Genomic DNA, 26,792 nt, shown 5'->3' on the forward strand with positions numbered 1-26,792 from the left:
CGCGCGACCGGTGATGGGCGGTTCGCCCGAACGCTCCCGGATCAGAAGCGGATGATCTGGCGCATGGCCCGGCCGGAGGCGAGCTCGTCCATGGCGTGGTTGATGCCGTCGAGGCCGACGCTGCCGGAGACCAGCTCGTCGACGGGCAGCTTCCCGGCGCGCCAGAGCTCGGCGTACTCCGGGATGTCCTGCTGCGGCAGGCCGGTTCCCAGGAACGAACCGATGATCGTGCGGGTCTCGCTGACCAGCGCCAGCGGCGAGATGCTGGCCCGCGCGTCGGGCGAGGGCAGGCCGACCGACACCGTCCGCCCGGCGGGCGCGGTCACCTGCACGGCGGTCTCGAACGCCCGAGCGTTGCCGCTGGCGTCGATCACCACGGCGCTGCGGCTCCCGCTGTCGACGGCCTCGTCCGGCGTGAGCGCCTTGGTCGCGCCCAGCTCCAGACCCCGTTCGCGCTTGCTCTGGAGAGGATCGACGACGGTGATGCTGCCCGCGCCGAGGGCCTTGGCGACCAGCACCGCGGCCATCCCGACACCGCCGATGCCCACGACCGTCACGTCCTCGCCGGGTTGCAGCGCGGCGGCGTTCTTCACCGCCCCACCGCCGGTGAGCACGGCGCAGCCGAGCAGCGCACCGATGTCCGGCGGTACGTCGTCGGGCACCGGGACCAGCGAGTGGCGGTCGACCACGGCGTGCGTGGCGAAGCCGGAAACGCCGCAGTGGTGGTGCACTTCGCGTCCGTCCCAGCTCAGCCGGCGCTCACCGGACAGCAGGGTTCCGGCGCCGTTGGCCGCCCACCCGGGCGTGCACAGCCGCTTGCCGCCCGCTTGGCACGCCTCGCACTCCTCGCAGCGCGGCACGAAGAACAGCACGACCCGCTGACCGGCGGAAACATCAATCACGCCGGGGCCGACGCGCTCGACGCGGCCGCACGCCTCGTGCCCCAGCAGCATCGGGACCGGCCGCACCCTGTTCCCGTCCACAACGGACAGATCGGAGTGGCAGACACCGGCTGCCTCCATCCGCACCAGCAGTTCGCCCGGACCGGGCTCGTCGAGCTCGACCTCGGTCACCGCAAGCGGTTTCGTCATCTCCCACGGCCCCGAACGACCGCACTCCTGCAGCACCGCACCCCGGATCTCCATGACCCCATCCCCACACACCGAACTTGTTGGGGCAACCCCCACCCATATATGGGGGTCTTCTTGCTCAGCGGTGCGAGTGGGGGAACCTGACCGGCTCCGTGGACTCCGCGCGCCACCCCTGATGTATGTCCAATACACGGCGTCACGGCGTGCTCGCCACAGCACCGCTCAGAACCCCCGGCGGTGCGAGCTGCTCAGGTGTTGAAAGAGAAAGCGGCTCCGCCACTTCGCCACACCCCTACCGGACGTCGAGGACGAGGGCCGTGACGTTGTCGTCGGCGTCTGCTGCTAGGGCGGCTTCGACCAGCAGGTCGCAGATCCGCTGCGGGTCGGCGTCGGCGCCCAGCAGCTGCCGGATGTCGTCGTCCTCCAGGGCGTTGAACAGGCCGTCGGTGCAGAGCAGCAGGCGGTCGTCGGCTTCGGCGGACAGCTCGGCGTGGTCGATCTCGACCTCGGGTCCGACGCCGACGGCCCGGGTGAGCACGTGCCGGTGCGGGTGGTTGCGCGCGTCGTCGTCGCTGACCTCGCGGCTGCGCAGCAGCTCGGCGAGCACCGTGTGGTCGTCGGTGAGCTGCGCGAGCTCCCCGCCGCGCAACCGGTACAGCCGGGAATCGCCGATGTTGACCGCGACGGCACCCGCGTCGGTGGTCATGGCCACGGCCACCAGGGTGGTGCCCATCGACGTTCCGTCGGCGTTGGCTCTCAGCCACACGGCCTCGTTCGCCGCGCGGGCCGCGCCGAGCAGCCCTGCGACCGTGCGGTCGGCGGCGTAGGTGCTCTCCAGGGTGTCGAGGGCGAGCCTGCTGGCGACGTCGCCCTTGACGAATCCCCCGATGCCGTCGGCGACGGCGTACAGACCGTCGGCGACGAGCATGGAGTCCTGGTTGTTGTCCCGGCCGCCGACGTGCGTCGCGGAACCGGACAGCAGAGTGCTGGTCACAGCGGTTCCCTTCCTCGGAAGGTCCCCTGGCGTGGTGTCGGCGACTCCGGCCGCGCGGGCGTCGGCCAGGGCTTTCCGACGCTCCTCCGAGGACTCCGCGAGCTCGCGGTCCCGGCGTTCTCTCGATGTCAACGCTGGGATCGGCGAAGTAGTTCACGAAGTCGTCGACGCAGTCAACAACGCCCGGGCCGTTCAGTGGGGCAGGTCGCTCCGCGAGTCGGGCAGTTCTGGTTCGAACCGACCGGACGGAACGGATCATGAGCGGTTCGGACCACAACCACCCACGTCCACCGCGGAACTCCCGGCGCGACGCGCAGCGCCGCGCCGGGAGCGCAGGTCACAGGCGCCCGAGGGCCCGGAGATCGGTTTCCGCGAGACCGGTGAGGACCTTGACCTCATCGGCGTCGGTGGCGCCGTTGTCGAGCGCCCGGACGAACGAGACCGCCAGCGCGCGGGCGGTGGCCGGTTCGTCGAGGACCTCGGCGGAGCCGGTGCCGGTGTAGGCCGCGAGCCGCGCGGCTTCGGCGGGCGCCGAGTCGCGGAAGGCCGCGAAGACCGCCGCGTAGCGGGTCACCAGCTGCGCCGGGTGCAGGTCCCAGCCCTGGTAGAAGCCGTGCGCCAGCGAGCGCCGCACCAGCTCGTAGTGGGTCTGCCAGCCCTTGACGACCTGGTCGCCCACCGGCAGCACGTTGGTGGAGCCGTCGGAGAGGAACACCCCGGTGCCCGCCGCGGCCACCTGCATGGCGTGCCGCGCGTAGTCGCAGGCGCGGTGGGCGAGGTGCTGGTGGGCGGCGGTGAGACCGCAGGACGCCGTGTAGTCGTAGGTGCCGAAGTGCAGCCCGGTGACCCGTCCTGCCCCGGCGCGCAGGAAGCGCGGCAGCGCGAACCGGCCCTCGGAGTCCACGATGGACTGCGTGGTCTCCACCTGGATCTCGAAGCGCAGCGCGCCTTCGCCGAGTCCGAACCGCTGCTCCAGCAGGCCCAGGATCTCCACGAACACCTCGACCTGCGCGACGTCGACGACCTTCGGGAAGGTCAGCACGAACCCGTCCGGCACTCCGCCGGTCCGGGCCAGCAGCGCGGTCAGGAAGAGGTCGAGCGTGCGCACCGAGCGTTCGCGCAGCTCGGGCGTGTCGTAGGACTTCACGCGGAGACCGAAGTTCGCCGGTGCCACCCCGTCCCGCAGCCAGTCGGCCACGACACCGGCGGTGCGCACGGCGTCGGCGTCCTCGGCGTCGGCGCGGTAGCCGTCCTCGAAGTCGATCCGCAGGTCCTGCACGGGAGAACCGGCCAGCTTCGCCCGCACCCTGGGGTGCACGGCCTCGGCGATCTCCTGGGTCAACCCCAGGATCTCGGCCAGCCGGGACGGAGTGGCCGCGTGCTCGTCGAGCGCCGCCAGCGCCTGGTCGGACCAGGACCGCAGCACGGTCGCGTCCACCCGGTCCGCGGGCACGTAGCAGGTGTGCACCGGTTGCAGGTCGGATCTGGCGCCGGGGTAGGTCCGCGCCATGTGATCGTCCACAGTGGATAAACGCGCGAGTCGTCGAGCGACCTCAGCGGAGTCCAACGAGGTTTCAGCCACTTGCACCCTCCCAATAGACCAAAGCGGGGGCGCCGGAGTTCTCCGGCACCCCCGCGATGACGAATCAGTCGATCTGCTCGTAAGCGGGCAGCGTCAGGAAGTCGACGAAGTCGTCGGCCACCGCCACCTGCTCGAACAGCTCCACCGCGCTGGAGAGGTTCTCGGTCGGGAAACCGGCCTCCCCGCGCAGCGCCTTCTCCGTGTCGGCCAGGATCTCCCGCACCAGCTCCAGGGTCACCGTCTGGCCGTCGGCCAGCTGCACGTTGTTGTGCAGCCACTGCCAGATCTGCGAACGCGAGATCTCGGCGGTCGCGGCGTCCTCCATCAGGTTGTGGATCGCCGCCGCGCCGTTGCCGCCGAGCCAGGACACGATGTAGCGAACCCCGACGTCCACCGCGCCGCGCAGGCCCTCGATGGTCTTGTCACCGGGGGTCTCCGAGACCGCGAGCAGCTGGTCGGCGGTGACGCTGACGTCCTCGCGCTTGCGCTCGATCTGGTTCGGCTTGTCGCCGAGGACCGCGTCGAACTCCTCGAAGCAGATCGGCACCAGGCCCGGGTGCGCGACCCACGAACCGTCGAAACCGTCGCCGGCCTCGCGCTTCTTGTCCGCGTGGACCTTCTCCATCGCCGCGGCGTTGGAGTCGTCCTTGGTCGGGATGAACGCGGCCATGCCGCCGATGGCGAAGGCACCGCGCTTGTGGCAGGTGCTCACCAGCAGCTCGGTGTAGGCGCGCATGAACGGCGCGGTCATGGTCACCGCGTTGCGGTCCGGCAGGATGTACTTGTCGGAGTCGCGGAAGGTCTTGATGACGCTGAACAGGTAGTCCCAGCGACCGGCGTTGAGGCCCGCGGAGTGGTCGCGCAGCTCGTAGAGGATCTCCTCCATCTCGAACGCGGCCGGGTAGGTCTCGATCAGCACCGTGGCGCGCACCGAGCCGTGCGGGATGCCCAGCTCCTTCTGCGCGTGGGTGAACACCTCGTTCCACAGCCGCGCCTCGAGGTGGCTCTCCATCTTCGGCAGGTAGAAGTACGGGCCGCTGCCGCGGTTGATGAGCTCACGGGCGTTGTGGAAGAAGTGCAGGCCGAAGTCGACCAGCGCGGCCACGACCGGCTTGCCGTCGACCTCGATGTGCTTCTCGTCGAAGTGCCAGCCGCGCGGGCGCACCAGCGGCACCGCGTGGGTGACGTCGTCGCGCAGCGTGTAGGACTTGCCGCCCGGGACGTGCAGCTCGATCTGCTTGCGGACGAGGTCGTAGAGGTTGACCTGACCGGAGACGACGTTGTCCCAGTGCGGGGTGTTGGCGTCTTCGAGGTCGGCCAGCCAGATCTTGGCGCCGGAGTTCAGCGCGTTGATGGCCATCTTGCGGTCGGTCGGGCCGGTGATCTCCACGCGGCGGTCGGCGATGTCGGCCGGCGGCGCGGCGACCTGCCAGTCACCCTCGCGGACGTGCTTGGTCTCCTCGAGGAAGTCCAGGCGACCCTTCTCAGCGGCTTCCGCGCGACGCTGCTTGCGACGTTCGAGCAGCTCATCGCGCCGCGCGCCGAAAGCGCGCTGCAAGCCGGCCACGAACTGCAGCGCCTCGGCGGTGAGGATCTCATCGCCGCGCTCGACGGCGCCGCCGAGGACCTTCACCCCTGCCGTTTCGGACATGAATCGTCCACCTCTTTCTGCTGCCGGATTTCAGACGGTGGCTGATGGCTCACCTTGCCGCGTGACGAGCCGGCGCGCACCCGCGAGCAGGTTCGTCACAAGCGAAGAACATCCTCATGAAATTCTGCATCGTGGATGTTAGTTTCCACATAGCGTCGAAAGCAACATGAGCTGGCGCACGCACCACGAACTAGACTTCGACTGGATCCGGGAGAGGGAGTTCTGCGATGACCACTGGCCCACGGCGGGCGAACCAGGGCGGCGGTGTGCAGTCGGTCGAGCGCACCTTCGAGCTCCTGGAACTGATGGCCGATGCCGGCGGTGAGGTCGCGCTGTCCGAACTCGCGGAGCGGTCCGGACTGCCGCTGCCGACCATCCACCGCATCATCAGGACCCTGGTGAACAGCGGTTATGCCCGGCAGCAGCCCTCGCGGCGGTACGCGCTGGGACCGCGGCTGATCCGGTTCGGCGAGACCGCCAGCCGCGCGCTCGGCTCCTGGGCGCGGCCGTACCTGGCGGAGCTGACCGAGGCCACCGGCGAGTCGGCGAACATGGCCGTGCTCGACGGCGCGCAGATCGTCTACGTCGCCCAGGTGCCCTCGCCGCACTCGATGCGGATGTTCACCGAGGTCGGGCGCCGGGTCGACGCCCACGCCACGGCCGTCGGCAAGGCGGTCATGGCCACGATGCCCAGCGACGAGGTCACCCAGCTGCTGTCCCGCACGGCGATGAACCCGCAGACCGAGCGGACCATCACCGAGGTCGAGGCGATGCACGAGGAGCTCGACCGCATCCGCAAGCAGGGCTACGCCATCGACGACGGCGAGCAGGAGGTCGGCGTCCGCTGCTACGCGGTGGCGGTCCCGGGCGCTCCGGCGGGCGCGGGCATCTCCATCTCGGGCCCGGAAGGCCGCATGACCCGGATCACCACCGACGAGGTCATCCCGCTCATGCAACGCCTCGCCAAGGACCTCTCCACCGAACTCAGCGCCACCGCCTGACCCGGTCCTCCTCCCGGACTCACCGACGCCACGTCACCTCATCGAGGGGTGCTTCGGATTTCAGTGGAAATCGGACCCCTGATTTCCACTGAAATCGCGGCGGCGGAACCACCAGACCAGGCCGAGGACCACCGCAGCGAGGGCCACGAGGGGAAGACCGAGGAGCCCCACTGCGGTGTGGACCCGGGTGTACGCCTCACCGGACCACGCGCCGAGGAGGGTGAGACCGATGCCCCAGAACGCGCCCACCGGGACGTTGCAGGCCGTGAAGTGCAGGTGGGGCATGCCGGAGCGGCCCGCCAGCCGCGGTACGAGAGTCCGGACCACGGCGAAGCACTGGGAGATCGCGGTGGTCGGTTTGGCGCGTCCGTCCATCGCGGACTCGATGCGCTTCACGCGCTGCTCGCCGACCCGGTCGACCAGGCGCCGGTTCAGCGCACCGGGATGAGCTCCGCGGAAGAAGCCGTGCTGGCAGCCGGCGATGGTGGCCGCCGACGCGGTGAGCGCCGCCGCCCAGACGGGCAGCGCGCCCTGCCCGGCGAGCCAGCCCAGCGCCAGCACCGTCCCCGATCCGGGCAGGAAAACACCGATCAGCAAACCGGATTCGGCGAACAGCACGGCCGCGGCGATCGCGAGCGCGAGCAGACCGGGGAACCCGGCCAGGAATTCCGTCACCCGGTGAGCTCGCCCAGCCGCTCCGTCCAACCCTCGCCGTGCGGCTCCAGGGTGAGCTCGCGGACGTCGTCCTCGCGACGCCGCAGCCGCACCATCAGGTGGGTGTCGGAGAGCTGGTCGGCCAGGCCCTCGCCCCACTCCACGACCACGGCCGCGTCGGTGAGGTCGGTGTCCAGGTCGAGGTCGTCGATCTCGTCGAGGCCGCCCAGCCGGTAGGCGTCGACGTGCACCAGCGCGGGCCCGTCGCCGTCGGGCCGGTGCACGCGGGCGATGACGAACGTCGGCGAGGTGATCCTGCCGGTCACCCCCATGCCTGCCGCGATGCCGCGGGTCAGCACGGTCTTGCCGGCGCCCAGCGGCCCGTCGAGGAGCAGCAGGTCGCCCGCCCGCAGCGCGGCGCCGAGACGGCGGCCGAACTCCAGGGTGTCGGATTCCTGCGGCAGTTCCACGGTTCTCAGCGCGGCGCTCAACTCCCGGTCCCCTTCTTGAACTTCATCCCGGTGGCGCGCCGCAGCATCGCCACGATCTCGTCGGTGACCAGCTCGGGGCGTTCGAGCATCACCGGATGCCCGGCGCCTTCGACCTTCACCAGCGTCGCGTCCGGCAGCTCGCCGGCGAGCACCTCGGCGTGCGGGGTGAACGGCGTGAGCTTGTCGAGATCGCCGCTGAGCACCAGCACCTCGCAGGTGTTGAGCGCTGCGAGGGCCGTCTTGCGGTCGTGCAGGCTGATCGTTTCGAGGAAGTCGGTGACGACCTCCACCGTGGTGGCGCCGATCATCTCGGCCATCAGGTCCACCACCGCCGCGGACACCTTGCGGTCCCCGAAGGACAGCGCGCGGATGATGCTCCACGCCAGCCGGTCGCCCATCTTGCGGGTGCGCTCGACCAGGCCCGGGTTGAGCTCGGACAGCAGCGCGAGTCCGCGCGGGACGGGGTTGGCGCGCGACAGCCAGGTGCGCGGCAGTCCCGCTTCGCCGAGCTGACCGGCGGAGGTGCCCACGAACGCCACCGCGCGGACGCGGTCGGCGAACAACCGGGGGTTCTGCTCGGCCAGCGCCATGATCGTCATGCCGCCCATCGAGTGGCCGACCAGCGCGATCGGGCCGCTCGGGGCGGCGGCGCGCAGGACGGCGTCGAGGTCGCGGCCGAGCTGGTCGATGGTGCTGTTCTTCTTGCTGGAGTGGCCGGAACGGCCGTGGCTGCGGTGGTCGTACAGCACCAGCCGCACCTTGGGTCCGAGCAGCTCGGGCAGGTCGCGGCGCTGGAAGTGCCAGCAGCGGGAGTCCAGCGCGAAGCCGTGCACGAACACCACGGTCAGCGCGGGATCGCCGCCTGCGGCGGGGCCGATCTCCTGCACCGACAGCGGGACGCCGTCGTCGGCGGCGACGGTGGAGTGCCGGTCGGGGCGGAGCCTGCCGAGGGGTTCTTCCACGAAGGCGTCCTCACCCTTGCGCTGCACCGCGGCACGCGTGCTGTGCGCGGCCACACCCACGGCGGCGCCGGTGACCGCTGCCCCGATCACCCCGCTCGTCCAGGCCAATGCCTGCCACACCGGTTTCACGTCGCCTCCACTCGGCTCCGGCGGCGGAACGTGAAGATCGTTACAGAACGCGGCCCCGATTGCACAGCGCTCTGTGCGCTGCGCCCCACTTCCCGGGCGCTGATCTGGGCGAAACGCGCCATTTCGGTCATGACGCCTCCAGCTCGGAGTCCACGACCGTTCTGGTCACCCGCGGCCGGTACATCCCGGTGACGATCTCGTAGTGGATCGTGCCGAGCGCGTCGGCCCACTCCGCGGCGGTCGGCTCTCCCCGATCGCCCGCGCCGAAGACGATGACCTCGTCACCTTCGGAGACCTCGTCGTCGCCGCAGTCCACCACCAGCTGGTCCATGCACACCCGGCCGCGCACCGGACGCCGCCTGCCCGCCAGCCACACCTCCATGCGACCGGACAGGCTGCGCGGCACGCCGTCGGCGTAGCCGACCGGGACCAGCGCCAGGTTGGTGGGCGCCCCGGCCGTCCACGAGTGCCCGTAGGACACGCTCTCTCCTGCGGGAACGCGCTTGGTCAGCGACACCGAGGAGCGGAAGGTCATGGCCGGGCGCAGGTCGTGGTCACCGGCCTGCGGGACCGGATCGAGGCCGTAGGCGGCGATGCCCGGGCGGACCAGCTCGAAGTGCAGGTCGGGCCGGGTCAGCACGGCCGCGGAGTTGGCCAGGTGGCGGATCGGGTCGAGCCCGGCGGCCCGCGCCTGCTCGTAGGCGCGGTGGAAGCGCTCGGCCTGCATGTCGATGGACGGGTGGCCGGGCTCGTCGGCGCACGCCAGGTGCGACCACACGGCCTCGACGCTGACGTGCCCGTCGGCCTCGGCCTTCGCCGCGGCCTCGACCAGCGCGGGCCACAGCTCGGCCGGGCACCCGCTGCGCGCCAACCCGGTGTCGATCTTGAGGTGGACCCGCGCGACGCGGTCCTGCGCGGCGGCCGCTGCGACGATGCGGGCCAGCGTGGCCTGCGACGACGCGGACAGCTCGATGTCTGCGGCGATGGCGGGGCCGAACTCGTCGGCCTCGGTGAACAACCAGCACAGCACCGGCGCGGTGATCCCGCCCTCGCGCAGCTGGAGCGCTTCGGAGATCGCGGCGACGCCGAGCCGGTCGGCCCCGGCCTGCAGAGCCGCCCTGCCGACGGTGAGCGCGCCGTGGCCGTAGCCGTCGGATTTCACGATCACCATCGTCCGAGCACCGGAAGCTTCGGCACGACCCGCCAGCACCCGAACGTTGTGGCGGATCGCGTCGACATCGATCCGCAGGTCGGCGCGGTACGCGTGCTGGTCACTCATGGCTGGCCCATAATCCCACATCCGGCATCCCACCCTTCGCCCCACATCGCCTTTGCGCAGCTCAACGCACTAACGAGACGCAGGCGACCGGGAACACCCACGCGACTTCCCACCATCGGGTGGAAAACGTTCGAATTTCGCGCGAAATTCGAGCCCGAAGTTCGGCGTTCGAAGTTCGCGCGAAATTCGAACGGCACCTCGTGTCAGGAGGGCAGAGCTGCGTCCCGGACCGCGCGGATGGCGTGCGGAACCGCGGCCAGCAGCGATGAGGCGCCGATGGGTGCTCCGGCCTCGGAGCGAGGTCCGTCACCGGTGGCGCCGTGCGCGGCGAGTTCGGCCGCCAACGAGTGAACGTGGGTGGCGAGACCGCAGGCCCGCAGCGGCTCGACACCGGCCGCGAGCAGGGCTCCGATCAGCCCGGTGAGCACATCCCCGGAACCCGCCGTGGCGGGCCACGCCTGGCGGGCGTCGTTGACCACGACCCGCCCATCAGGTGCGGCGATGACCGTCGTGTTGCCCTTGAGCAGCAGGAACGCGTCGTAGCGGGCGGCGACCTCGCGGGCGGCCGAGACCCGGTCCACACCAGGGCCTTCACCGGCCAGCCGCGCGAACTCCCCGGCGTGCGGGGTCAGCACCAGCGGCGCGTCGGGATCGCGGGCGTCCCACATGGTCTCGTCGTCGGCCAGGATCGTGATCGAGTCGGCGTCGGCGCACACCGGGCGCCCGGACTCCAGGACGAAGCGCAGCACGTCACGACCGCTCGCGCCGAGCCCGATGCCCGGTCCGACCGCCCACGCCTGCACCCGACCGGCGTCCCCGACCGAACCGGTACCCACGACCTCCGGCCAGCGGGTGCGCACCTCGTCGGCGGCGGGGCCGGCGTAGCGCACCATCCCCGCGGTGGCCTGCACGGCGGCGCCGGTCGCGAGCACCGCGGCGCCCGGGTAGGTCGCCGAACCGGCGGCGATGCCGACCACTCCGGTGCTGTACTTGTCGTCCGCGGGTCCGGGGATCGGCCACTCCTCGCCGACCTCGGCGGCGTCGAGCAGCGCGATCTCCGGTTCGGGCAGCTCCTCGGTGATGCCGATGCCGGCGACGGTGACCTCGCCGGAGCGCACCGCCCCAGCCCCGAGCACGTGGCAGGGCTTGAGCCCGCCGAAGGTCACGGTCAGATCCGCCGACACCGCAGGCCCTTCCACGGCTCCGCTCATCGGATCGACACCGCTGGGCAGGTCCACGGACACGATCGGCACCAGCACCCGCCGCACGAGCTCGGCGGCGGTGGGGCGCAACGGCCCGCGCGCCGAGAGGCCCACGATCCCGTCGATGACCAGGTCCGCCCGCTCCAGCGCGTCGGCGGCCTCGGCCCCGATCCCGGAGGTGTCGGCGTTCGCGCCCTCGGCGGCGACCGCCCGGCCTCCCGCGCGGCGGAGCCCCGCGAGCCCGGCCTCGTGGGTCTTGTCCGGTGCCAGCAGCACGGCCGTCACCCCGACCCCGCGCCGACGCAGGAACGCGCCCGCCCACAGGGCATCGCCGCCGTTGTTCCCAGCCCCGACCAGCAACGCGACCCGCCGACCGGCGACGCCACCGGTCTGATCGGACAGCATCCGGGCGCACTGCCCCGCGACCGCGTAAGCGGCCCGGCGCATCACGGCGGGCTCGGGAGTCCGCGCGAACAACCGCTGCTCGGCACCCCGGGTCTGGTCAGGAGTCCACACGCCCTGCATCACGAGCCCTCTCGCCGAACGGTCAACCGTTCCCGGATGGTGTCATTCGACGGTGACGGACTTGGCGAGGTTGCGCGGCTTGTCGACGTCGTAACCGCGGGCGCGCGCGATCTCCGCCGCCAGGACCTGGAGCGGGATCGTGGACACCAGCGGCTGCAGCAGCGTCGGCACGGCCGGGATGGTGATGAGCTCGTCGGCGAAGGGCTTGATCTCCTCGTCGCCCGCCTCCGCGATGACGATCGTGCGTGCGCCGCGCGCCTGGATCTCGCGGATGTTGGACACCATCTTGGCGTGCAGCAGCGCCCGGCCGGTCGGCGACGGCATCACGATCACGACCGGGAGCTTGTCCTCGATCAGCGCGATCGGGCCGTGCTTGAGCTCACCGGCCGCGAAGCCCTCGGCGTGCATGTAGGCGAGCTCCTTGAGCTTGAGCGCGCCCTCCAAGGCCACCGGGTAGCCGACGTGGCGGCCGAGGAACAGCACCGCCTTCGAGTCCGCCAGCTCCTGCCCGAGCTTGCGGACCTGGTCGACGGTGGACAGCGTGTCGCGCACGGCCTCGGGCATCGCGGCGAGCTCGTCGAACTCGCGCGCCACCTCATCGGAGTACTTGGTGCCCCGAGCCTGCGCCAGGGCCAGCCCGACCAGGTAGTTCGCCGCGATCTGCGCGAGGAAGGTCTTGGTGGCGGCCACGCCGATCTCCGGGCCCGCGTGGGTGTAGAGCACCGCGTCGGACTCGCGCGGGATCTGCGCGCCGTTGGTGTTGCAGATGGCCAGCACCCGCGCCCGCTGGGTCCGCGCGTGCCGCACGGCCTCCAGGGTGTCGGCGGTCTCACCGGACTGCGAGATCGCCACCACCAGGGTGTCGCGGCCCAGGACCGGGTCGCGGTAGCGGAACTCGCTGGCCAGCTCGACCTCGACCGGGATGCGGCACCAGTGCTCGATGGCGTACTTGGCCAGCAGGCCCGAGTGGTAGGCGGTGCCGCAGGCGACGATGAACACCTTCGTGATGTCGCGCAGGTCCTGCTCGGTGAGCCGCTGCTCGTCGAGGACGATCTGGCCGTTCGCGAAGTGCCCGCGCAAGGTGTCGGCGAGCGCCTCCGGCTGCTCCTCGATCTCCTTGAGCATGAAGTAGTCGTGGCCGCCCTTCTCGGCGGCCGAGAGGTCCCAGTCCACGCGGAACGGCTTGGCCTCGACCTCGGCGTTGTCGAAGTCGCTGACCCGGTAGCCGTCGCGGGTGATGGTGACGACCTGGTCCTGGCCGAGCTCCACCGCGTCGCGGGTGTGCTCGATGAACGCGGCCACGTCGGAGGCCACGAAGTGCTCGCCCTCGCCGACGCCCACCACCAGCGGGGAGGAGCGGCGCGCGGCGACGATCGTGCCCGGCTCGTCGGCGTGCGTCACGACCAGCGTGAACGCGCCTTCGAGGCGTCGCGCCACGGCGCAGACGCTGGCGGTGAGATCACCGGCGGTCGGTCCTGCCGCGTAGGCGGCGGACACCAGGTGCGCGGCGGTCTCGGTGTCGGTCTCGCTGGCCATCTCGACGCCGTCGGCCTCCAGCTCGGCCCGCAGCGCGGCGAAGTTCTCGATGATGCCGTTGTGCACCACCGCGACGCGGCCGGCCGCGTCCCGGTGCGGGTGGGCGTTGCGGTCGGTGGGTGCACCGTGGGTCGCCCACCGGGTGTGTCCCATGCCGCCGTTGCCCTCGAACTGGGAGCCGTCGCTCTCGGCGAGCTTCTTCTCCAGGTTCGACAGCGCTCCGGCCGCCCGCTCCACCGCGAGGCCGCCCTCACCGTCGAGCAGCGCCACGCCTGCCGAGTCGTAACCCCGGTACTCAAGTCGCCGAAGCCCGCCCAGCACGACTTCCAGCGCCTGGCGATGTCCTACGTAACCCACGATGCCGCACACGCGAGTCAGGGTAGCCATTCCGGCCGAGCAGAACATGACGGAGCCCGGGTGACCCACATCGCTCCGGCGGGTTCCCGGAGCCGCTGAGATCCACAATCCGGGGCCGCGGAGCGATTGGATCACGGCTGCGAGCTCACAACGCGCGCGTCGGCGTAGATCCGCTACCGTTGTCGACCATGGCGCGCAAAGCCAAGAAGCTGCCCTCCGCGAAGCACGCGTTCGTCGAGCTGTCCCGTCGTGGCCCGCACGACGTGCTGCACGGCGACCTGGCCCTGGTCGGCCTGCCCGGCATCGTCTGCACCCCGCGCACGGGGACGAGCCTGCCCGCGGTCGTGTTCGGGCACGGCTTGCTGCAGCCGCCGCGCCGCTACCTGGCCCTGATGAGGCACCTGGCCAGCTGGGGGATCGTCGTGGTCTCCCCGGCGACCCACCGCGGCCCGCTGGCCTCCCACCGGCTCTACGCCGAGGACATGCGCACCGCGCTGGACATCGCCGCCGGGGTCCGGCTCGGCGACGGCCAGATCAGCGTCGACCCGAACAAGCTCGGCGCGGCCGGTCACGCCATGGGCGGCGGCTGCGCGGTCCTGGCCGCGGCCGAAGACCCGCGCATCAAGGCAGTGGCGACGCTGGCCGCGGCCGAGACCCTCCCGTCGGCCCTCGACGCGGCCGCGAAAGTCAAGGCCCCCGCCCTGCACCTCGCCGCCGGCGAAGACCTGCTGACGCCCCCGGTGGCCAACGCCGAACCGATCTCGCGCGCCTGGGGCGGACCGGTGCAGATGCGCACCATCAAGAAGGCCACCCACCTGGGTTTCACCGAAGGCGTGCACTGGACCCAGCTCCTGCTGCACGGCAAGCCGGAGTACCACACCCAGCGCATCGCCAAGGGCCTGCTCACGGCGTTCTTCCTCCGCGCCCTCGCCAACGACCGCCGAGGCGACCTCCTGCTCAACGAGAACCTCAAGGGCGCCACCATCGACCAGGTCAACACCCACGGAAAACTCGCCGCGTAGAACTGCCCGGAACCCGCCCGGGCCGGTGACCAGGTGCGGAAGAATCCAGGTCATGACCCAGCCGCCGTACGGCCAGCCCCAGCGACCTGGATACCCGCAACCGCACGGCCATCCGCCACAGCAGTTCGGACACCCCCAGCAGCCTGCGCATTCGCAGTTCGGGCCAGGTCATCCGCAGGCGGGGTACGTCCAGCAGCCGCAGGGCCTTGGGTCCGGTCGTGTCATCGGGATCGTCATCGCCGCGATCGCGATCATCATCGGGCTCTACATCTTCATCAGCGTCGTCAGCGCGATGGCGACCTCGTTCAGCACTTCCGCGCTGCCCTTCGACCTGGTGGCGATCCCGGCCGGCCTGTCGTTGATCGCCGGAGGCGTGCTGCTCATCCTCCGCAACCGGATCGCTCCGCTGGTGTTGGTCGGCGGCAGCGTCCTGGTGCTGGTGAACCTCGTCGAGATCATCGTGGCCCGCGCGACGGCGCTGTGGACCGGAACAGGCATCGCCCTCTTCGAGATCATCCCGCCCATCGAACTCGCGGTCTTCATCACCTGCGCGATCGTCTCCGCGATCGCTCTCCTGCCTGCCGTCCGCAAACCCCTCAAACCCAAGCCCCAACCCCTGGCGCAGCCCTACAACCCGCAACCCGGCCACCCACAGCACCCGGGCGGTTTTCCACAGGGTTATCCACAGCAGCCGTACCCGCAGCAGGGCTACCCACAACAGCAGGGTTACGCGCAGCAACCAGGCGATTTTCCACAGCAGTGAGGGTTTTGGTCTCGCGGAATTGCTGAGTGCGACAGAATCTCGGCCATGACGTCCCCGGGACAGCCATTCGGCCAGCCGCAGCAACACGGCTACTTCGCGCAGTCGGGATACCCGCAGCATCCACAGCCCCCGTATGCCCAGGCTCCGCAGCCGTTCGTTCAGCAGGCACGGCCTGGAAACGACGGGCTCAGAATCACCGCGGCCGTCGTGAACATCGCGGTCGCCATCTACCTCGCCGTCGTAGGGGTCCTGACGGTCGATTCGGTCATCAACATGACCAACGAGGAAGATGACTACGTCTCGATCACCGGCGTGGTGCTGCGTGGCACCGGAGCACTCGCCTACGTCGCCGGAGCCGCGTTGCTGATCCTCGGCGCCGTGTTCCTGCTCCGGAAACGCCGTGCGGGAAGCACATTGACCTGGATAGGTTTCGCGATCACGTTCCTCGCGTTCGTGCTCGATTCAACAGGAGCCGTCGCGTGGAGCATGGAGTCCCTCGGACGCTTTCCCCACCTGCGGGACAAGGGGCTCACGTACTTCCTCGACAGTATCCGGTTGACTTCCGTCATCGCCGGCATGGTCGTTTGTCTCCCGCTCGTCACCGCGCTGCTTCCGCCGGTCAAACGCACTCTCCGCTAGCGCTCGACGTGGAAGGGCCCGGATCCAGTGGATCCGGGCCCTTCCACGTCTTCACCTGAGCCAGCTCTGGTTTTCGTAGTCATCGTCGTCGTCGAACGTCGGCTTTGGCCGACGCGGTGCGGGTTTCGGCGGCGCGGGCGGTTTCGTAGCGGCTGGTGGCGGGGCCTGCTGCTCGTTACGACGGCCGAAGCGGCCCGCCTGGACCTGCCAGCGCGGATCGGGCTGCGGAGGCTCCGGCTGAGGAGCCACCGCAGCAGGTGCCACGCCGCTCGGGATCGGACCCGCGATCTCGGCCGCTTCCGGCGTGGTCGCGGCGGGCTTGATCGGGTAGTTCTCGATCAGGTCCTTGAACTCGAGAGCGACCTCGTCCTGCGGCTCTTCGTCGTCCTCGCCACCGACCTGGATCTCGTTGGCGTGCGCGGAGTTCTCCGCATTCGCACGCTTCTCGATCAGCTCGCGCACCCGGGTGTCGATCTTCTTGACCTTTTCGCCGAGCTCCCTCGACGATGCGTCGGCCTTCTTCGTGGCCTCGATCGAACGTTCCGCGCTCTCACTCAGCTTCGCCGCCGTAGCAGCGCTGGTCTCCTGGAACTTCCGCCGTGCGGCGAGAACCGCTTCACTCGGGGAATCAGTCATCGTCCCTGCTGTTCCTTGTCCTCACCCAGCACCGACCGGAACCGTACGTTGGAGGCGTCCACTCCGTCGTCGAACAGCTGGCCCTGGGTGCGCCACGGGCTCGAGTTGGTGCGTTCCTGGTCACCACTCTGCTGACCGCCCTGGCCGCCACCCATCATGCCGCCCATCATGCCGCCGCCCATCGCGGAAGAACCGCCCTGGCCGCTCTGCGAACCACCAGACTGCCCGGAGGCAACCGGGTCTCCCCCGAGGGACGACAGACCGGCCGAACCAGCTCCCTGGGAGTTTCCAGCTGCCGGGTCGTGCCCGCCGAGGGACGACAGGCCCGGCGAACCAGCACCGGGTGCAGCAGGTTCTGATCCGCCGAAGAGATCACCGGAAATGCTGCCGAAGGAGTTCTGCACACCGTCCCCGCCCGGAGCGGACGCGGGCCCACCGAGGCCTGCGGCCTGAGCGGTCGTCGCAGCCGGAGCACCGGGAACCGGGGCTCCTTCGGTGTCAGGCGCCGGCATGGTGGTGAAACCGGAGGTATCCGGTGCGGGCATGGTCGTGAACCCGCCCGCCGGACCGCCTCCAGCGAGGTCGGGCGCAGGCGCAGCCGGCGGAGCAAAGGGCTCAACCGGAGGGGAGCCCGGCGCAATTGGGGCTGCAGGTGGCGGAGGCTCAGCCGGATAGGGACCACCGACGATTCCACCGCTCCCCGAGGAACCTGGCGCCCCGAGAGTCGGCGGCTGCGGCTCACTGCCGAAGGTGATCGTTTGGTTGAGCGGGGGCTGGCCGCCGCCGTTGTCGACGTTGACCTTCATCTCACCGCCGGGCCCCTGCTCCAGCGTGATCGTGCGGCCGCCTTCGTGGATGACGGCACGTCCATCCGGTCCCGCCTCGACCGGAATCGTCTGCTGACCTGTGGGAGCACCGAGCATTTGGCCTGGTGCGGGCATGGTCTGCACACCACCTGGAGGCTGACCGGGCATCGGCTGACCAGGCATCTGGCCAGGAGCGCCTTGGCCGAAGTCGACCGCGTAGTTCTTGGGCTGGCCGTCCGGTCCAGTCAGCTGGACCTGGGTCTTGCCGTCCGCTCCCGGTTCCTGGACCGTGACCGCGTTCTGCCCCTCGCCGAGCGTGACCTTCTCCCCCGCACCACCGGGGGCACCTTGTCCGGGCATTCCCGGAACTTGCGGCATTTCCGGGGTTTGCGGCATCTCCGGCGGCTTCGGCATCTCCGGTGCAGCGGGCATCGGGCCAGCGCCACCGGCACCGGCACCGGCACCCCCGGCACCCGCGCCGCCACCAGCACCAGCACCGCCCTGCTGGCCTCCACCCTGTTGACCGCCACCCTGCTGCTGACCGCCGCCCTCCTGGCCGCCGCCCTGCCGCTCCGGATTGGCGAACGGGTCTTCCTTGACCTTCCCCAGGTGGTCGTTCAGCGTCTTCCAGTGCTCGTTGACGGACGTCTTGGTGTCGTCACAGATCTTGATGATGCCCTGGTGCTTCTGCTCGAAGTCGGGCACGAAGGTGGTCTGCACCCACTCGATCGACTTCTGGATCACCTTGTCCTTGTAGTCGTCGGTGTCGCAGCCGCTCGTCTCGATGCCGAAGTACCCGCAGCACTCGTCGACCTGCTCGTCCGAGGGGTCTTTCGCCGCGCAGTCGATGATGTTGCGGATCTGATCCGAAGTCAGGCCACCAACGGTGTCTCGATTGGGCACCGCCTCGAGTGACTTCGTCGCCTTGTTCACCACGTCCTCGGACACGTGATGAATGGCTTCGGTGATAATCTCAGCGGTGTCGTGGAGGTAATCGCCGACCGTGGTCGCACCGGCGTTGATGTCCGCGAAGTTCTTCTGAGATGCGCTGGAAGCCGCGCCGCTCCAGTTGTTCCAGACGCCCTTCATCTTGTCGGCCATCTGCTGGGACTGCTCACGCTGCGTCTTCCCGGCCTGCTTCAGCTCGTCGGCGTCGGCCTTGAAGTTCGCGAAGTTGATGTCGCGCTGCTCGTTGTAGCGTTTCTCAACGCCTTCCTTGGTGAACTCGCCCTTCGGCGGGTTCTTCCGCATGTAAGCGGGAACGTCCTTGTACAACGGCGCGAAATTACCGAAGTAGTCGAGGAACGGCTTGCCCTCGTCGAGGATCTCGTTGGAGTTCGAGCACCCCGCACCGCCGGCCTCTGCCTTTCGGCTGATCTCCTGCAGCGCACCTTTGCTCTCGTCGACCGTTTTGGCGTAACCCGCCTGGTTCTCGCCGGCCTTCTTCGCAGCGTCGAACGACTCCTGCGCCGTGTTGTCGTCCGTCGCATCGGCGGCGCCGTCATAGCTGGCGTGGTACTTCTGCTCGTACTTCTCGAGGTCCTTGTCGAACTGATCCCCGGCGCCCGACTCCCGGTTGTTCTCCTTGCCGTGGTAGCCAGAGGAATTCCGACCGGCCTGCATGATCAGGTCTTTTTTGTGCGCTTCAGGCACATTCGGGTCATCGAGGAGCTTCTTGACGTCAGGCCAGGGGGGCAGGTTGTAGCCAACAGAGGAATTGTGCTCTTCAGCTGCGCCGGCCATCAGCGACCACCTGCGTTCTTGACGCGCTCAGCATTGTTGCTGTCGTCCCACTCGTAACCGCGAGCAGCGTCGTTGAGGTTCCCGCTGAAGCCCTCCGTGACCTCGGCGTTCTTCTCCAGAGCCTTGGAGATCTTCTTCAGGCCCTCGAAGTAGGGATCGGCAGCTCCGGTGTGCTCACGACCGAAGTCGTTCTTCCCCAGCTTGGAGTCTGCAACGCCGTTCTTCAGATCCCCAATGGTCTGCGAGAAGCCTTTGATCGAGTTCGCAGCTGATGCGAGCTCGCCTGTGTTGGCGCCAACCCCGGTCACCGTTCCCCCTCCACCTCTTCGGAACTCAAGCACAGGTTCCGACGCGAACCAAGACTGTCTGGTTCCTCATCTTTGCAGGATTGCGCGGCTGAGAGGACGGAACGGACCAGGTACTTGCATCCGCGAAGGGGTCACTGGTGCGGCTGGCCGTAGCCCTGCTGCGGCGGGTACTGCTGCTGGGGAGGCTGCTGCTGCCACTGCTGCGGCGCAGCCTGACCCCACTGCTGTTGCGGCATCCGTCCCCACTGCTGGGGAGGCTGCGGGTACTGCTGGCCCCATTGCTGCGGGTGGCCGTAGGGCGGCGGGGACGGCTTGTTCTTCCTCTTGACCAGCACGATCACGAGCGCGATCGCGCCGACGATCAGCAGCAGGAGGAAGATTCCGATGATCGGGCGCACCATGTGCCGCATCATGCCAGGCAGTCGCCGCCCGCCAGAAGCGAATCGGCGGGTGGCCTTCCTGTTCACATCACCGCTGCGGGTACTGCCCGTAGCCCTGTGGCGGCGGGTACTGCTGGGACGGCGTCTGACCCCACTGCTGCTGGGGTTGCTGCGACCACTGCTGCTGGCCCCAGGGCTGCGGCTGCTGCGGGTAGCCCTGCTGGCCTGGCCGTTTGCGGAAGATCAGGAAGGCGATGAGGAACCCGATCCCGAATCCGACGGGCAGGAAGATGACAGCTGAGAGCAAGGCTTTCCTCCGGTGGCGACGACGCTGACGACCGCGCAGGTCACTGGGGCGGGCGGGGCGGCTGGCCGAAGCCCTGCTGAGGAGGGAACTGCTGCGGCGGCGCCTGCTGCCACTGCTGCGGCGGAGTCGCCTGCCACTGCTGGGGCTGGGCGAACGGCGGCTGCTGGCGGAGACCGGGCTGCTCCTTGTCGCGGAACACCAGGAATCCGACGAGGAAGCCCAGACCACCACCGAGGACGAGCCCGAACAACGTCATCGTCAGAACCATCGCGCTCCGCCTCCGTCCAGCCGTGATTGCACCGCGAACCTACCGAACGCGAGCGGCGGACGGGACGGCACTCAGTGCAACAGCGTGTGCAGGCCCCAGCCTTGGGCGAGGACGACCGCGAAGATCAGCGCGCCCAGGAGCATGCAGACGAGCGGGACGATCAGGACCGTCCAGAGGTCGCCGAGGAGGCGCATCGGAATCTCACACCTTGTGATGGCGTCGGTTGACGTACCAGGAACGGCTCTCGTGGGCTGCGTTGACAGCCTTGAGAGCTCCGAGCATCAGCGCGCCCAGCGCGATGATGCCGACAACGAGTCCGACGGCGATGAGACCGACAACCATGGCGACGACGATGGCACCCATGTGAGCAGGGTCTCACAGATCGAGGCCCTGTGGAGACTCACATCACAAAGATCACCGAATAGCGGAAACAATCTTTGCCAGTCTGTCCGCGATGTCCTGCGCGGTCTGCTCGCTGGACGCCTCGACCATGACCCTGACCAGCTGTTCAGTGCCGGACTGGCGGAGCAGGACCCGGCCGGTCTCGCCCAGCTCGACCTCCGCGTCGGCGACCGCGGCGGTCACCTCGGGGGCGACCACGGCCGCGGCCTTGTCGGCGACGCGGACGTTCACCAGGACCTGCGGCAGCCGGCGCATGACCTTCGTCAGCGTGGCCAGCGGGGTGCCGGTCGCCGAGACGCGACCCATCAGCCGCAGCGCCGTCAGCAGGCCGTCACCGGTGGTGGCGTGGCCCGGCAGCACGACGTGACCGGACTGCTCGCCGCCCAGCGAGTAACCGCCCGAGCGCAGCTCCTCCAGCACGTAGCGGTCGCCGACGGCCGTGGTGCGCAGGGACACGCCCTGCTCGCGCATCGCCAGGTGCAGACCGAGGTTGCTCATGACCGTCGCGACCAGCGTGTTGTCCGCCAGCTCGCCGGATTCGCACATCGCGACCGCGAGGATCGCCATGATCTGGTCGCCGTCGACGACGTCGCCCGCGGCGTCCACCGCCAGGCAGCGATCGGCGTCGCCGTCGTGGGCGATGCCCAGGTCGGCGCCGTGCTCGAGCACCGCGGCCTGCAGCACGTCGAGGTGGGTCGAGCCGACGCCGTCGTTGATGTTGAGGCCGTCGGGCTCGGCGTTGATGGCCACGACCTCCGCACCGGCGCGGCGGTAGGCGTCGGGGGCCGCTTCGGAGGCGGCGCCGTTGGCGCAGTCGACGACCATCTTGATGCCGTCGAGCCGGGACGGCGCCGCGATCAGCAGGTGGTCGGTGTAGCGGCGCAGGGCGTCCGGGACGTCGCGGACACGACCGACGTGCACGCCCGTGGGGCGCTCGACGTGCTCGTGGAGGCGGGCCTCGATCTCGTCCTCGATCGCGTCCGGGAGCTTGTTGCCGCCCGCGCTGAACAACTTGATGCCGTTGTCGGGCATCGGGTTGTGCGAGGCGGAGATCATCACGCCGAGATCGGCGCCCAGCTCCTTGACCAGGTAGGCCACCGCCGGGGTCGGCAGGACCCCGATGCGCAGGACGTCGGCGCCCGCCGAGGTCAGACCGGCCACGACGGCCGCTTCGAGCATCTCGCCGCTGGCCCGCGGGTCACGACCGACCAGCGCCACCCGGCGCCGGGAGTCGTCCCGGTCGTAGAGCACGCGCGCGGCGGCCGAGCTCACCGACATCGCCAGTTCCGGCGTGAGATCGCCGTTGGCCAAACCGCGCACACCGTCGGTGCCGAACAACCGAGCCATCAGCAGCAAGTCCTCCTCGTGTCTGCGACCGGTTGGTCAAGCGTCGCACAACCGGTCATCCGGCACTCCACAGCGTCCCCCGCGCGCGGGGGCGCTCACGGCCCGAACGCCCATGATCGAAGTCGCTTTCGCCCGGTCAGTTCCGGGCACGACCGCCCAAGACCCCTGAAACGACTGCGGGAGCAGGTTCGCCCGTGTGGGGCGAACCTGCTCCCGCAGGTAATGCTGGGGTTCGCGTCAGCGCTTGCTGTACTGCGGCGCCTTGCGGGCCTTCTTGAGGCCGTACTTCTTGCGCTCCTTCTCCCGCGAGTCACGGGTGAGCATGCCGGCCTTCTTCAGCGCCGGGCGGTCCTCCGAGTCGAAGGCGGTCAGCGCGCGGGCGATCGCCATGCGCAGCGCACCGGCCTGGCCCGACGGGCCGCCACCGCTCAGGGTCGCGAGGACGTCGAAGCTCTCGACGCGCTCGACGGTGACCAGCGGCTCCTTGATGAGCTGCTGGTGGACCTTGTTCGGGAAGTAGTCCTCGAGGGACTTGCCGTTGAGCTTGAAGCCGCCGTTGCCCGGCACCAGCCGGACGCGGACCACGGCTTCCTTGCGGCGACCGACGGTCTGAACCGCGCCACCGGTCGGAACCGGAACGGGAGCGGGGGCCGGGGTCTCGTCAGCGGCGACGGCCTCGACCGTCTCCTCCGCGGCAGCGGTCACTGCCTCTTCCTGCTGCAGTTCGTCAGTCACTTCTCGACCTTCGCCTTAATCTCGAACGCCTGCGGGTTCTGGGCCTGGTGCGGGTGCTCCGGACCGGCGTAGACCTTGAGCTTCTTGCCCATGGCCCGGCCGAGCTTGTTCTTCGGGAGCATGCCCTTGATCGCCTTCTCCAGCAGCCGCTCGGGGTGCGAGTCGAGCACCTGGCCGAAGGACTGCTTGCGCAGACCACCCGGGTACCCGGAGTGCCGGTAGTGGAACGCCTGCTCGCGCTTGTTACCGGTGAGGGCCACCTTCTCGGCGTTGATGATGACGACGAAGTCACCGGTGTCGACGTGCGGCGCGTAGGTGGGCTTGTGCTTGCCGCGCAGCAGCGTCGCGGCCTGAGTTGCCAACCGGCCGAGCACCACATCCTCGGCGTCGATCACATGCCAGGCGCGGGTCACCTCGCCGGGCTTCGGGCTGTACGTGCGCACGGGTCTACCTCGTCGTCGTTCGCGTCGGAATCTCAGTGCGGAGCCCGTCTCGATCACGCCGGACAGTTCGCACGAGGTCTTCTCGTGGAACCGGCACGTCCGCCAGTACCGCCGCCGGGACCGTGACCCGCTTTCGCGAGTCCGTTCCGCTGGCGCGAACTGCAGCCGCGCACCGCACAACAAAGAATGAGGGTACTTGGTGGCTTCTGGCCCGGTCAAAACGGGTCCTCGGTTGCTAATTCGAGGTCCTGACCTGGCAGATTGCCGAAACCAGCATAGCAATGCCCGCTGGTGCCCGGCGGGGACCCCGGCAAAGCCGATCGGACCTCCGCAAACGGAGATCATCCGCCGGACGCGCTGATGGCCCCGGCGAAAACACCGGAGCCATCAACGCGGAAATCAGTGCGAGGTGAGCTCAGCCACCGAAGCGGCCGGCGTTCTTCTTCTCGCCGGCCTGGAAGGACTCGTTGGCCGCACCCACGGCCATGCCCATCTTGGCAGCGGTCTCCTGCATCTTGGCGGCCTCCTGGTCCCAGGACGCCTGAGCCTCCTGGTACGCGGCCACGGCCTCGCCCTCCCAGGTGGAGACGAGCTTCTGGATCTTGCCCTCCAGGTCGTCCAGCTCACCCTGGATCTTCTGGGCAGCGGCCTGCAGGTCGTCGGAAGCCTGCTGCAGCTCCGCGAAGTTGACGTTGATCTCGCTCATTACCTGTCCCCTCGAATGCGTCTAGATCAAGAAATGTGGAATCTGCGAAAAAAGCGGAAGCGAAATCAGCCGTCGAGCATGCTGGTGATCTTGGAGATCTCCTGCGCCTGCTCCTCCTGGACCTGCGCGTAGTCCTGACCCGAGGACTGCACGTTCTGCCCCAGCTCGTCCAGCTTCTGGATGATCGTCTTGCCGCTCTGCTCGTACTGCTCCATCAGCTTGCGGAAGACGTCGGCGGCGGCACCCTTCCAGTTCTGCACCGGGCCCTCGAGCTGGCCCTGCAGCTGCTGCAGCGCCTGCTCGACCGCGTTGCGCGCCTCGTCGATGTCAACCGACGCCTGCTGGATCGCCTCGGTGTCCGCACCAATTCCAGCCATCTCTGGATGACCCCCTTCAAACTCGGTATCAAGCTCTGATGAACCTGCGACGCAGACATTGCCACGTCCGGTTCCCCGTTGTCCTGGATTTCTCGGCAAGCCGTTGCTGTTGTAAACACAAAAACGGGAACCAGCAGGTCAACACTGGTTTTGCGGTTGCGAACCTCAAACGTGGCTCGGCCGAACGGAGTCCGTTCGCAAATGCATCAGCCGATCCCGAGTGAACCCACGACCTGTTCGCAAGCGCGAACGACGTCGTCCTTCCCCTGCGGTCCGTACTTGCAGCCCACGCTCACTTTGAATTGACCTTTGTACAGCGTGTACCACTCGACGGTCGCCTCCGGCAGCGTTTCCCGGTAGTACACGACGTCCCGGCCGGCGAAGCTGGTGGACGGCGTGAACAGCGAGAACTTCTCGCCCGCCGCAACGCTTTTCTCGTACTCACCGCGCAACAGCTGCACCGCGCGATTGCGGTCGCCGTCGGTGTCGAAGGTCAGCCGCCCCTCCTCGACGGCGATCAGCGATCCCTGCGGTCCGTCGCCGGGCGCGACCAGCGTCTGGAACTTCGTCGCATCGCCGCCCGACGGACGCCAGTCGCCGGGGTAGGCGAAGTGGTAGTCGTAGGCGGCCATCTGCTGCGCGGGCACGAGCGGATCGGCCTGCGGCCGGTTGCCGGTGAGCAGCAGCGCCGCCGCTCCGGCCGCCGCGACCAGCGCCACGGCCCCGGCGCCGACCAGCCACGGGGCCTTCCGCTTGCGCTTGAGCTTCGGCGGTTTGGTCACCGGGCGCGTCGGCTCGTCGCCGGTCATGACCGCTGGTCTGGGACGGCTCGGCGCCTCACCCCGGGTGGGCGGGTGCCCCGGCAGCGGGTAGTCGCGGACGGTCGTGCCGCCCGCCCAGGCGCCGGTGGGGGCCAGGCCGCCGCTGCGCCCGGGATCGAGCCGGACGGCGCGCAAAGCGCCTCGGGCGACCACGGTTTCGGGCTGGTCGAGGGTCGCCGGGACGACACCGGTGCGCTCGTGGATCAGCCGCGCCACCATCGGGATCCGGCTGGAACCGCCGACGAGGAACACCCCGGCGAGCTGGCTGCGCTGGACCTGCCCGTCGCGCAGCGTCGCCAGCACCAGCTCGGCGGCCTTCGCCAGCGGTGCGGCGATGAGCTTCTCGAGGTCGGCGCGGGTGACGTGGGCGTCGGCGAACGGCGGCGGCATCGGGACGTCGGTGTAGGCGTGGCGGGACAACGTCTCCTTGGCTCCGCGCACGTCCTGCCGCAGCACGCGGCGACGTCGCCGATCGGGCATCTCGCGGCCCTCGACGAGCTTGCGCCACGCGTCCGGATCAGCGGCGCCGACGAGCTTGCCGACGTGCTCCAGCAGCAACTGGTCGATGTCCGCGCCGCCGAAGTTCGGTTCGCCCTTGGTGGCCAGGACCTGGAAGGACGCGCCCTGCTTGCGCACCACGGAGGCGTCGACGGTGCCGCCGCCGAGGTCGAGGACCGCCAGCGCGCCTCCGTCGGGCAGGCCGTTGCCCGCCGAGTGGAAGACGGCCGCGGCGACCGGTTCGGGCACCAGGACGATCTCCTTGCCCAGGCCGGCGGCGGCCTGCCGGAGCTCCGCGGCGCGCACGGAACCCCAGTCGGCGGGGTGGGTCAGGACGAGGAGGTCGACGGCGGCTCCGCCCGCGAAGCGGCGGGCCTCGCCGACCGCGCGGTGCAGCACGGCCCTGATGACGTCGCCGACCTTGAGCACGGTGCTGCCGAGCAGCAGCTCACCCTCGTCGATGCGACGTTTGGGGTGCGGTTCGAAGCGAGCGGGATCGACCGCGGCCTGGCGTTCGGCCTCATGGCCGACGAACAGCGTGCCGTCGGCGGCGGCGAACACCGCGGAGGGCACCAACGGCTGCCCGTCGATGACGACCACCTGTGGCTCGGCACCGCCGACCGAGACCACCGTGCATGTGCTCGATGTGCCGAAGTCGATCGAGACGTGCAGGGACACCCAGAACTCCATTCACCGTCGCCGAAGCGCTCGTCGGCGGCGACGTCGTCATCCGGCCCGCCGTACCGGCGGCACCGTCCCCCCGGGGGAGCACCCTAGAGCCACCCGCCACCCCGGCACCAACATCCTCCCGCAATCAGCCGACGACGTTGGGTGATCGCCGCGGTGAGAGACGACCCACCACACCTGCGAACGCAGGCCCGACCTGACCCGACGCGCCCGGGCTCCGCCCCGCACCCCCAACGACCGCGTCCACCACCAACACCGGGTGTTCCCAACGTCCCCGACACACCACAGGACCCCACCTGAGCGGGTGAATTCTCGGATTTCAGTGAGGTGATCTCAGTGGAATGGGGATGGCTGAGGGCCTGAGGAGATGTGGGCGTGGGGTCCTGGTAGAAGAAGGTCTCACCACAAGATCATCTTCAGAACCAGGACCCCACGTGATCACCTATCGTG

28 protein-coding genes are annotated in these 26,792 nt (G+C 69.4%); 4 read left to right on the forward strand and 24 right to left on the reverse strand.

Annotated features, from left to right (window positions below):
- Positions 1 to 41: 41 nt before the first annotated feature.
- The 4 genes from E1181_RS19925 to aceB form a co-directional block, all read right to left on the reverse strand.
- Positions 42 to 1,145 carry an alcohol dehydrogenase catalytic domain-containing protein gene (locus E1181_RS19925; protein ID WP_132676983.1) on the reverse strand — a complete coding sequence of 368 codons (1,104 nt, stop codon included), beginning with the start codon at positions 1,143 to 1,145 and terminating at the stop codon, positions 42 to 44.
- Between the two features lie 238 nt (positions 1,146 to 1,383).
- On the reverse strand, positions 1,384 to 2,085 hold the full coding sequence (locus E1181_RS19930) for a PP2C family protein-serine/threonine phosphatase (RefSeq protein ID WP_132676985.1): 702 nt from the start codon (positions 2,083 to 2,085) through the stop codon (positions 1,384 to 1,386).
- A 337-nt stretch (positions 2,086 to 2,422) separates the two neighbouring features.
- Positions 2,423 to 3,673: a DUF6986 family protein gene (locus E1181_RS19935; protein WP_408010238.1), complete on the reverse strand. Its 1,251-nt coding sequence runs from the start codon at positions 3,671 to 3,673 to the stop codon at positions 2,423 to 2,425.
- Positions 3,674 to 3,731: 58 nt separating this feature from the next.
- Positions 3,732 to 5,318: a malate synthase A gene (aceB, locus tag E1181_RS19940; RefSeq protein WP_132676989.1), complete on the reverse strand. Its 1,587-nt coding sequence runs from the start codon at positions 5,316 to 5,318 to the stop codon at positions 3,732 to 3,734.
- Positions 5,319 to 5,545: 227 nt separating this feature from the next.
- Between aceB and E1181_RS19945 the strand changes: the two genes are divergently transcribed.
- Entirely contained in the window at positions 5,546 to 6,319 is a 774-nt protein-coding gene (locus E1181_RS19945) for an IclR family transcriptional regulator (protein WP_132676991.1), read from the forward strand.
- 60 nt (positions 6,320 to 6,379) lie between these two features.
- Here E1181_RS19945 and E1181_RS19950 read toward each other — a convergent pair whose 3' ends face one another.
- The 6 genes from E1181_RS19950 to glmS all read right to left on the reverse strand — a co-directional run bounded on the left by E1181_RS19950 (position 6,380) and on the right by glmS (position 13,466).
- A complete protein-coding gene (locus tag E1181_RS19950) occupies positions 6,380 to 6,994 on the reverse strand; it encodes a DedA family protein (protein WP_132676993.1) in 615 nt (204 codons plus the stop codon).
- Positions 6,991 to 7,464: a tRNA (adenosine(37)-N6)-threonylcarbamoyltransferase complex ATPase subunit type 1 TsaE gene (gene tsaE / locus E1181_RS19955; RefSeq protein WP_235876895.1), complete on the reverse strand. Its 474-nt coding sequence runs from the start codon at positions 7,462 to 7,464 to the stop codon at positions 6,991 to 6,993. The genes E1181_RS19950 and tsaE overlap by 4 nt, the downstream gene beginning before the upstream one ends.
- Positions 7,461 to 8,555 (reverse strand): alpha/beta fold hydrolase, encoded by a 1,095-nt coding sequence (locus tag E1181_RS19960; protein WP_132676995.1) that lies wholly within the window; start codon positions 8,553 to 8,555, stop codon positions 7,461 to 7,463. The genes tsaE and E1181_RS19960 overlap by 4 nt, the downstream gene beginning before the upstream one ends.
- A 127-nt stretch (positions 8,556 to 8,682) precedes the next feature.
- A complete protein-coding gene (gene alr / locus E1181_RS19965; RefSeq protein ID WP_132676997.1) occupies positions 8,683 to 9,834 on the reverse strand; it encodes an alanine racemase in 1,152 nt (383 codons plus the stop codon).
- A gap of 203 nt (positions 9,835 to 10,037) precedes the next feature.
- Positions 10,038 to 11,561, reverse strand: coding sequence for an NAD(P)H-hydrate dehydratase (locus tag E1181_RS19970; RefSeq protein WP_132677031.1), 1,524 nt, complete (start codon positions 11,559 to 11,561; stop codon positions 10,038 to 10,040).
- 42 nt (positions 11,562 to 11,603) lie between these two features.
- Positions 11,604 to 13,466, reverse strand: coding sequence for a glutamine--fructose-6-phosphate transaminase (isomerizing) (gene glmS / locus E1181_RS19975; protein WP_132676999.1), 1,863 nt, complete (start codon positions 13,464 to 13,466; stop codon positions 11,604 to 11,606).
- A gap of 176 nt (positions 13,467 to 13,642) precedes the next feature.
- On the opposite strand from glmS, the gene E1181_RS19980 reads away from it, so the two are divergent.
- From E1181_RS19980 to E1181_RS19990, 3 genes are read left to right on the forward strand one after another with little or no spacing between them, the layout of a single operon-like run.
- On the forward strand, positions 13,643 to 14,476 hold the full coding sequence (locus E1181_RS19980) for a dienelactone hydrolase family protein (protein ID WP_132677001.1): 834 nt from the start codon (positions 13,643 to 13,645) through the stop codon (positions 14,474 to 14,476).
- Between the two features lie 52 nt (positions 14,477 to 14,528).
- Positions 14,529 to 15,239, forward strand: a complete 711-nt coding sequence (locus E1181_RS19985) for a hypothetical protein (RefSeq protein ID WP_132677003.1) — start codon at positions 14,529 to 14,531, stop codon at positions 15,237 to 15,239.
- A gap of 45 nt (positions 15,240 to 15,284) precedes the next feature.
- Positions 15,285 to 15,878, forward strand: coding sequence for a hypothetical protein (locus E1181_RS19990; protein ID WP_132677005.1), 594 nt, complete (start codon positions 15,285 to 15,287; stop codon positions 15,876 to 15,878).
- A 51-nt stretch (positions 15,879 to 15,929) separates the two neighbouring features.
- Here the strand turns inward: E1181_RS19990 and E1181_RS19995 are convergent, their stop codons facing one another.
- The 14 genes from E1181_RS19995 to E1181_RS20050 all read right to left on the reverse strand — a co-directional run bounded on the left by E1181_RS19995 (position 15,930) and on the right by E1181_RS20050 (position 26,345).
- Positions 15,930 to 16,514, reverse strand: coding sequence for a hypothetical protein (locus E1181_RS19995; RefSeq protein WP_132677007.1), 585 nt, complete (start codon positions 16,512 to 16,514; stop codon positions 15,930 to 15,932).
- On the reverse strand, positions 16,511 to 19,063 hold the full coding sequence (locus E1181_RS20000) for a WXG100 family type VII secretion target (RefSeq protein ID WP_132677009.1): 2,553 nt from the start codon (positions 19,061 to 19,063) through the stop codon (positions 16,511 to 16,513). The genes E1181_RS19995 and E1181_RS20000 overlap by 4 nt, the downstream gene beginning before the upstream one ends.
- Positions 19,063 to 19,371 carry a hypothetical protein gene (locus tag E1181_RS20005; RefSeq protein WP_132677011.1) on the reverse strand — a complete coding sequence of 103 codons (309 nt, stop codon included), beginning with the start codon at positions 19,369 to 19,371 and terminating at the stop codon, positions 19,063 to 19,065. Before E1181_RS20005 ends, E1181_RS20000 begins: the two co-directional genes overlap by 1 nt.
- Positions 19,372 to 19,502: 131 nt before the next feature.
- The gene (locus E1181_RS20010) at positions 19,503 to 19,772 is read right to left on the reverse strand and encodes a hypothetical protein (RefSeq protein WP_132677013.1); all 270 of its coding nucleotides are present in this window, start codon (positions 19,770 to 19,772) and stop codon (positions 19,503 to 19,505) included.
- A 67-nt stretch (positions 19,773 to 19,839) separates the two neighbouring features.
- Positions 19,840 to 20,058: a hypothetical protein gene (locus E1181_RS31815; protein WP_207922228.1), complete on the reverse strand. Its 219-nt coding sequence runs from the start codon at positions 20,056 to 20,058 to the stop codon at positions 19,840 to 19,842.
- 40 nt (positions 20,059 to 20,098) lie between these two features.
- Positions 20,099 to 20,326 carry a hypothetical protein gene (locus E1181_RS20020; protein WP_132677015.1) on the reverse strand — a complete coding sequence of 76 codons (228 nt, stop codon included), beginning with the start codon at positions 20,324 to 20,326 and terminating at the stop codon, positions 20,099 to 20,101.
- Between the two features lie 71 nt (positions 20,327 to 20,397).
- Positions 20,398 to 20,520, reverse strand: coding sequence for a hypothetical protein (locus E1181_RS32605; RefSeq protein ID WP_268952484.1), 123 nt, complete (start codon positions 20,518 to 20,520; stop codon positions 20,398 to 20,400).
- Between the two features lie 7 nt (positions 20,521 to 20,527).
- A complete protein-coding gene (locus tag E1181_RS31500; protein ID WP_165944683.1) occupies positions 20,528 to 20,689 on the reverse strand; it encodes a hypothetical protein in 162 nt (53 codons plus the stop codon).
- Between the two features lie 51 nt (positions 20,690 to 20,740).
- Positions 20,741 to 22,075 carry a phosphoglucosamine mutase gene (gene glmM / locus E1181_RS20025; RefSeq protein ID WP_132677017.1) on the reverse strand — a complete coding sequence of 445 codons (1,335 nt, stop codon included), beginning with the start codon at positions 22,073 to 22,075 and terminating at the stop codon, positions 20,741 to 20,743.
- A 237-nt stretch (positions 22,076 to 22,312) separates the two neighbouring features.
- Entirely contained in the window at positions 22,313 to 22,798 is a 486-nt protein-coding gene (gene rpsI / locus E1181_RS20030) for a 30S ribosomal protein S9 (RefSeq protein WP_132677033.1), read from the reverse strand.
- An 8-nt stretch (positions 22,799 to 22,806) separates the two neighbouring features.
- Positions 22,807 to 23,253, reverse strand: coding sequence for a 50S ribosomal protein L13 (gene rplM / locus E1181_RS20035; protein WP_132624452.1), 447 nt, complete (start codon positions 23,251 to 23,253; stop codon positions 22,807 to 22,809).
- 415 nt (positions 23,254 to 23,668) lie between these two features.
- Positions 23,669 to 23,959, reverse strand: a complete 291-nt coding sequence (locus E1181_RS20040; protein WP_132677019.1) for a WXG100 family type VII secretion target — start codon at positions 23,957 to 23,959, stop codon at positions 23,669 to 23,671.
- Between the two features lie 65 nt (positions 23,960 to 24,024).
- Positions 24,025 to 24,336, reverse strand: coding sequence for a WXG100 family type VII secretion target (locus E1181_RS20045; RefSeq protein WP_132624448.1), 312 nt, complete (start codon positions 24,334 to 24,336; stop codon positions 24,025 to 24,027).
- Between the two features lie 206 nt (positions 24,337 to 24,542).
- Positions 24,543 to 26,345, reverse strand: coding sequence for a type VII secretion-associated protein (locus E1181_RS20050; protein WP_132677021.1), 1,803 nt, complete (start codon positions 26,343 to 26,345; stop codon positions 24,543 to 24,545).
- Between the last annotated feature and the right edge of the window lie 447 nt (positions 26,346 to 26,792).

The organism is Saccharopolyspora terrae, assembly GCF_004348435.1.
GTDB lineage: Bacteria > Actinomycetota > Actinomycetes > Mycobacteriales > Pseudonocardiaceae > Saccharopolyspora > Saccharopolyspora endophytica.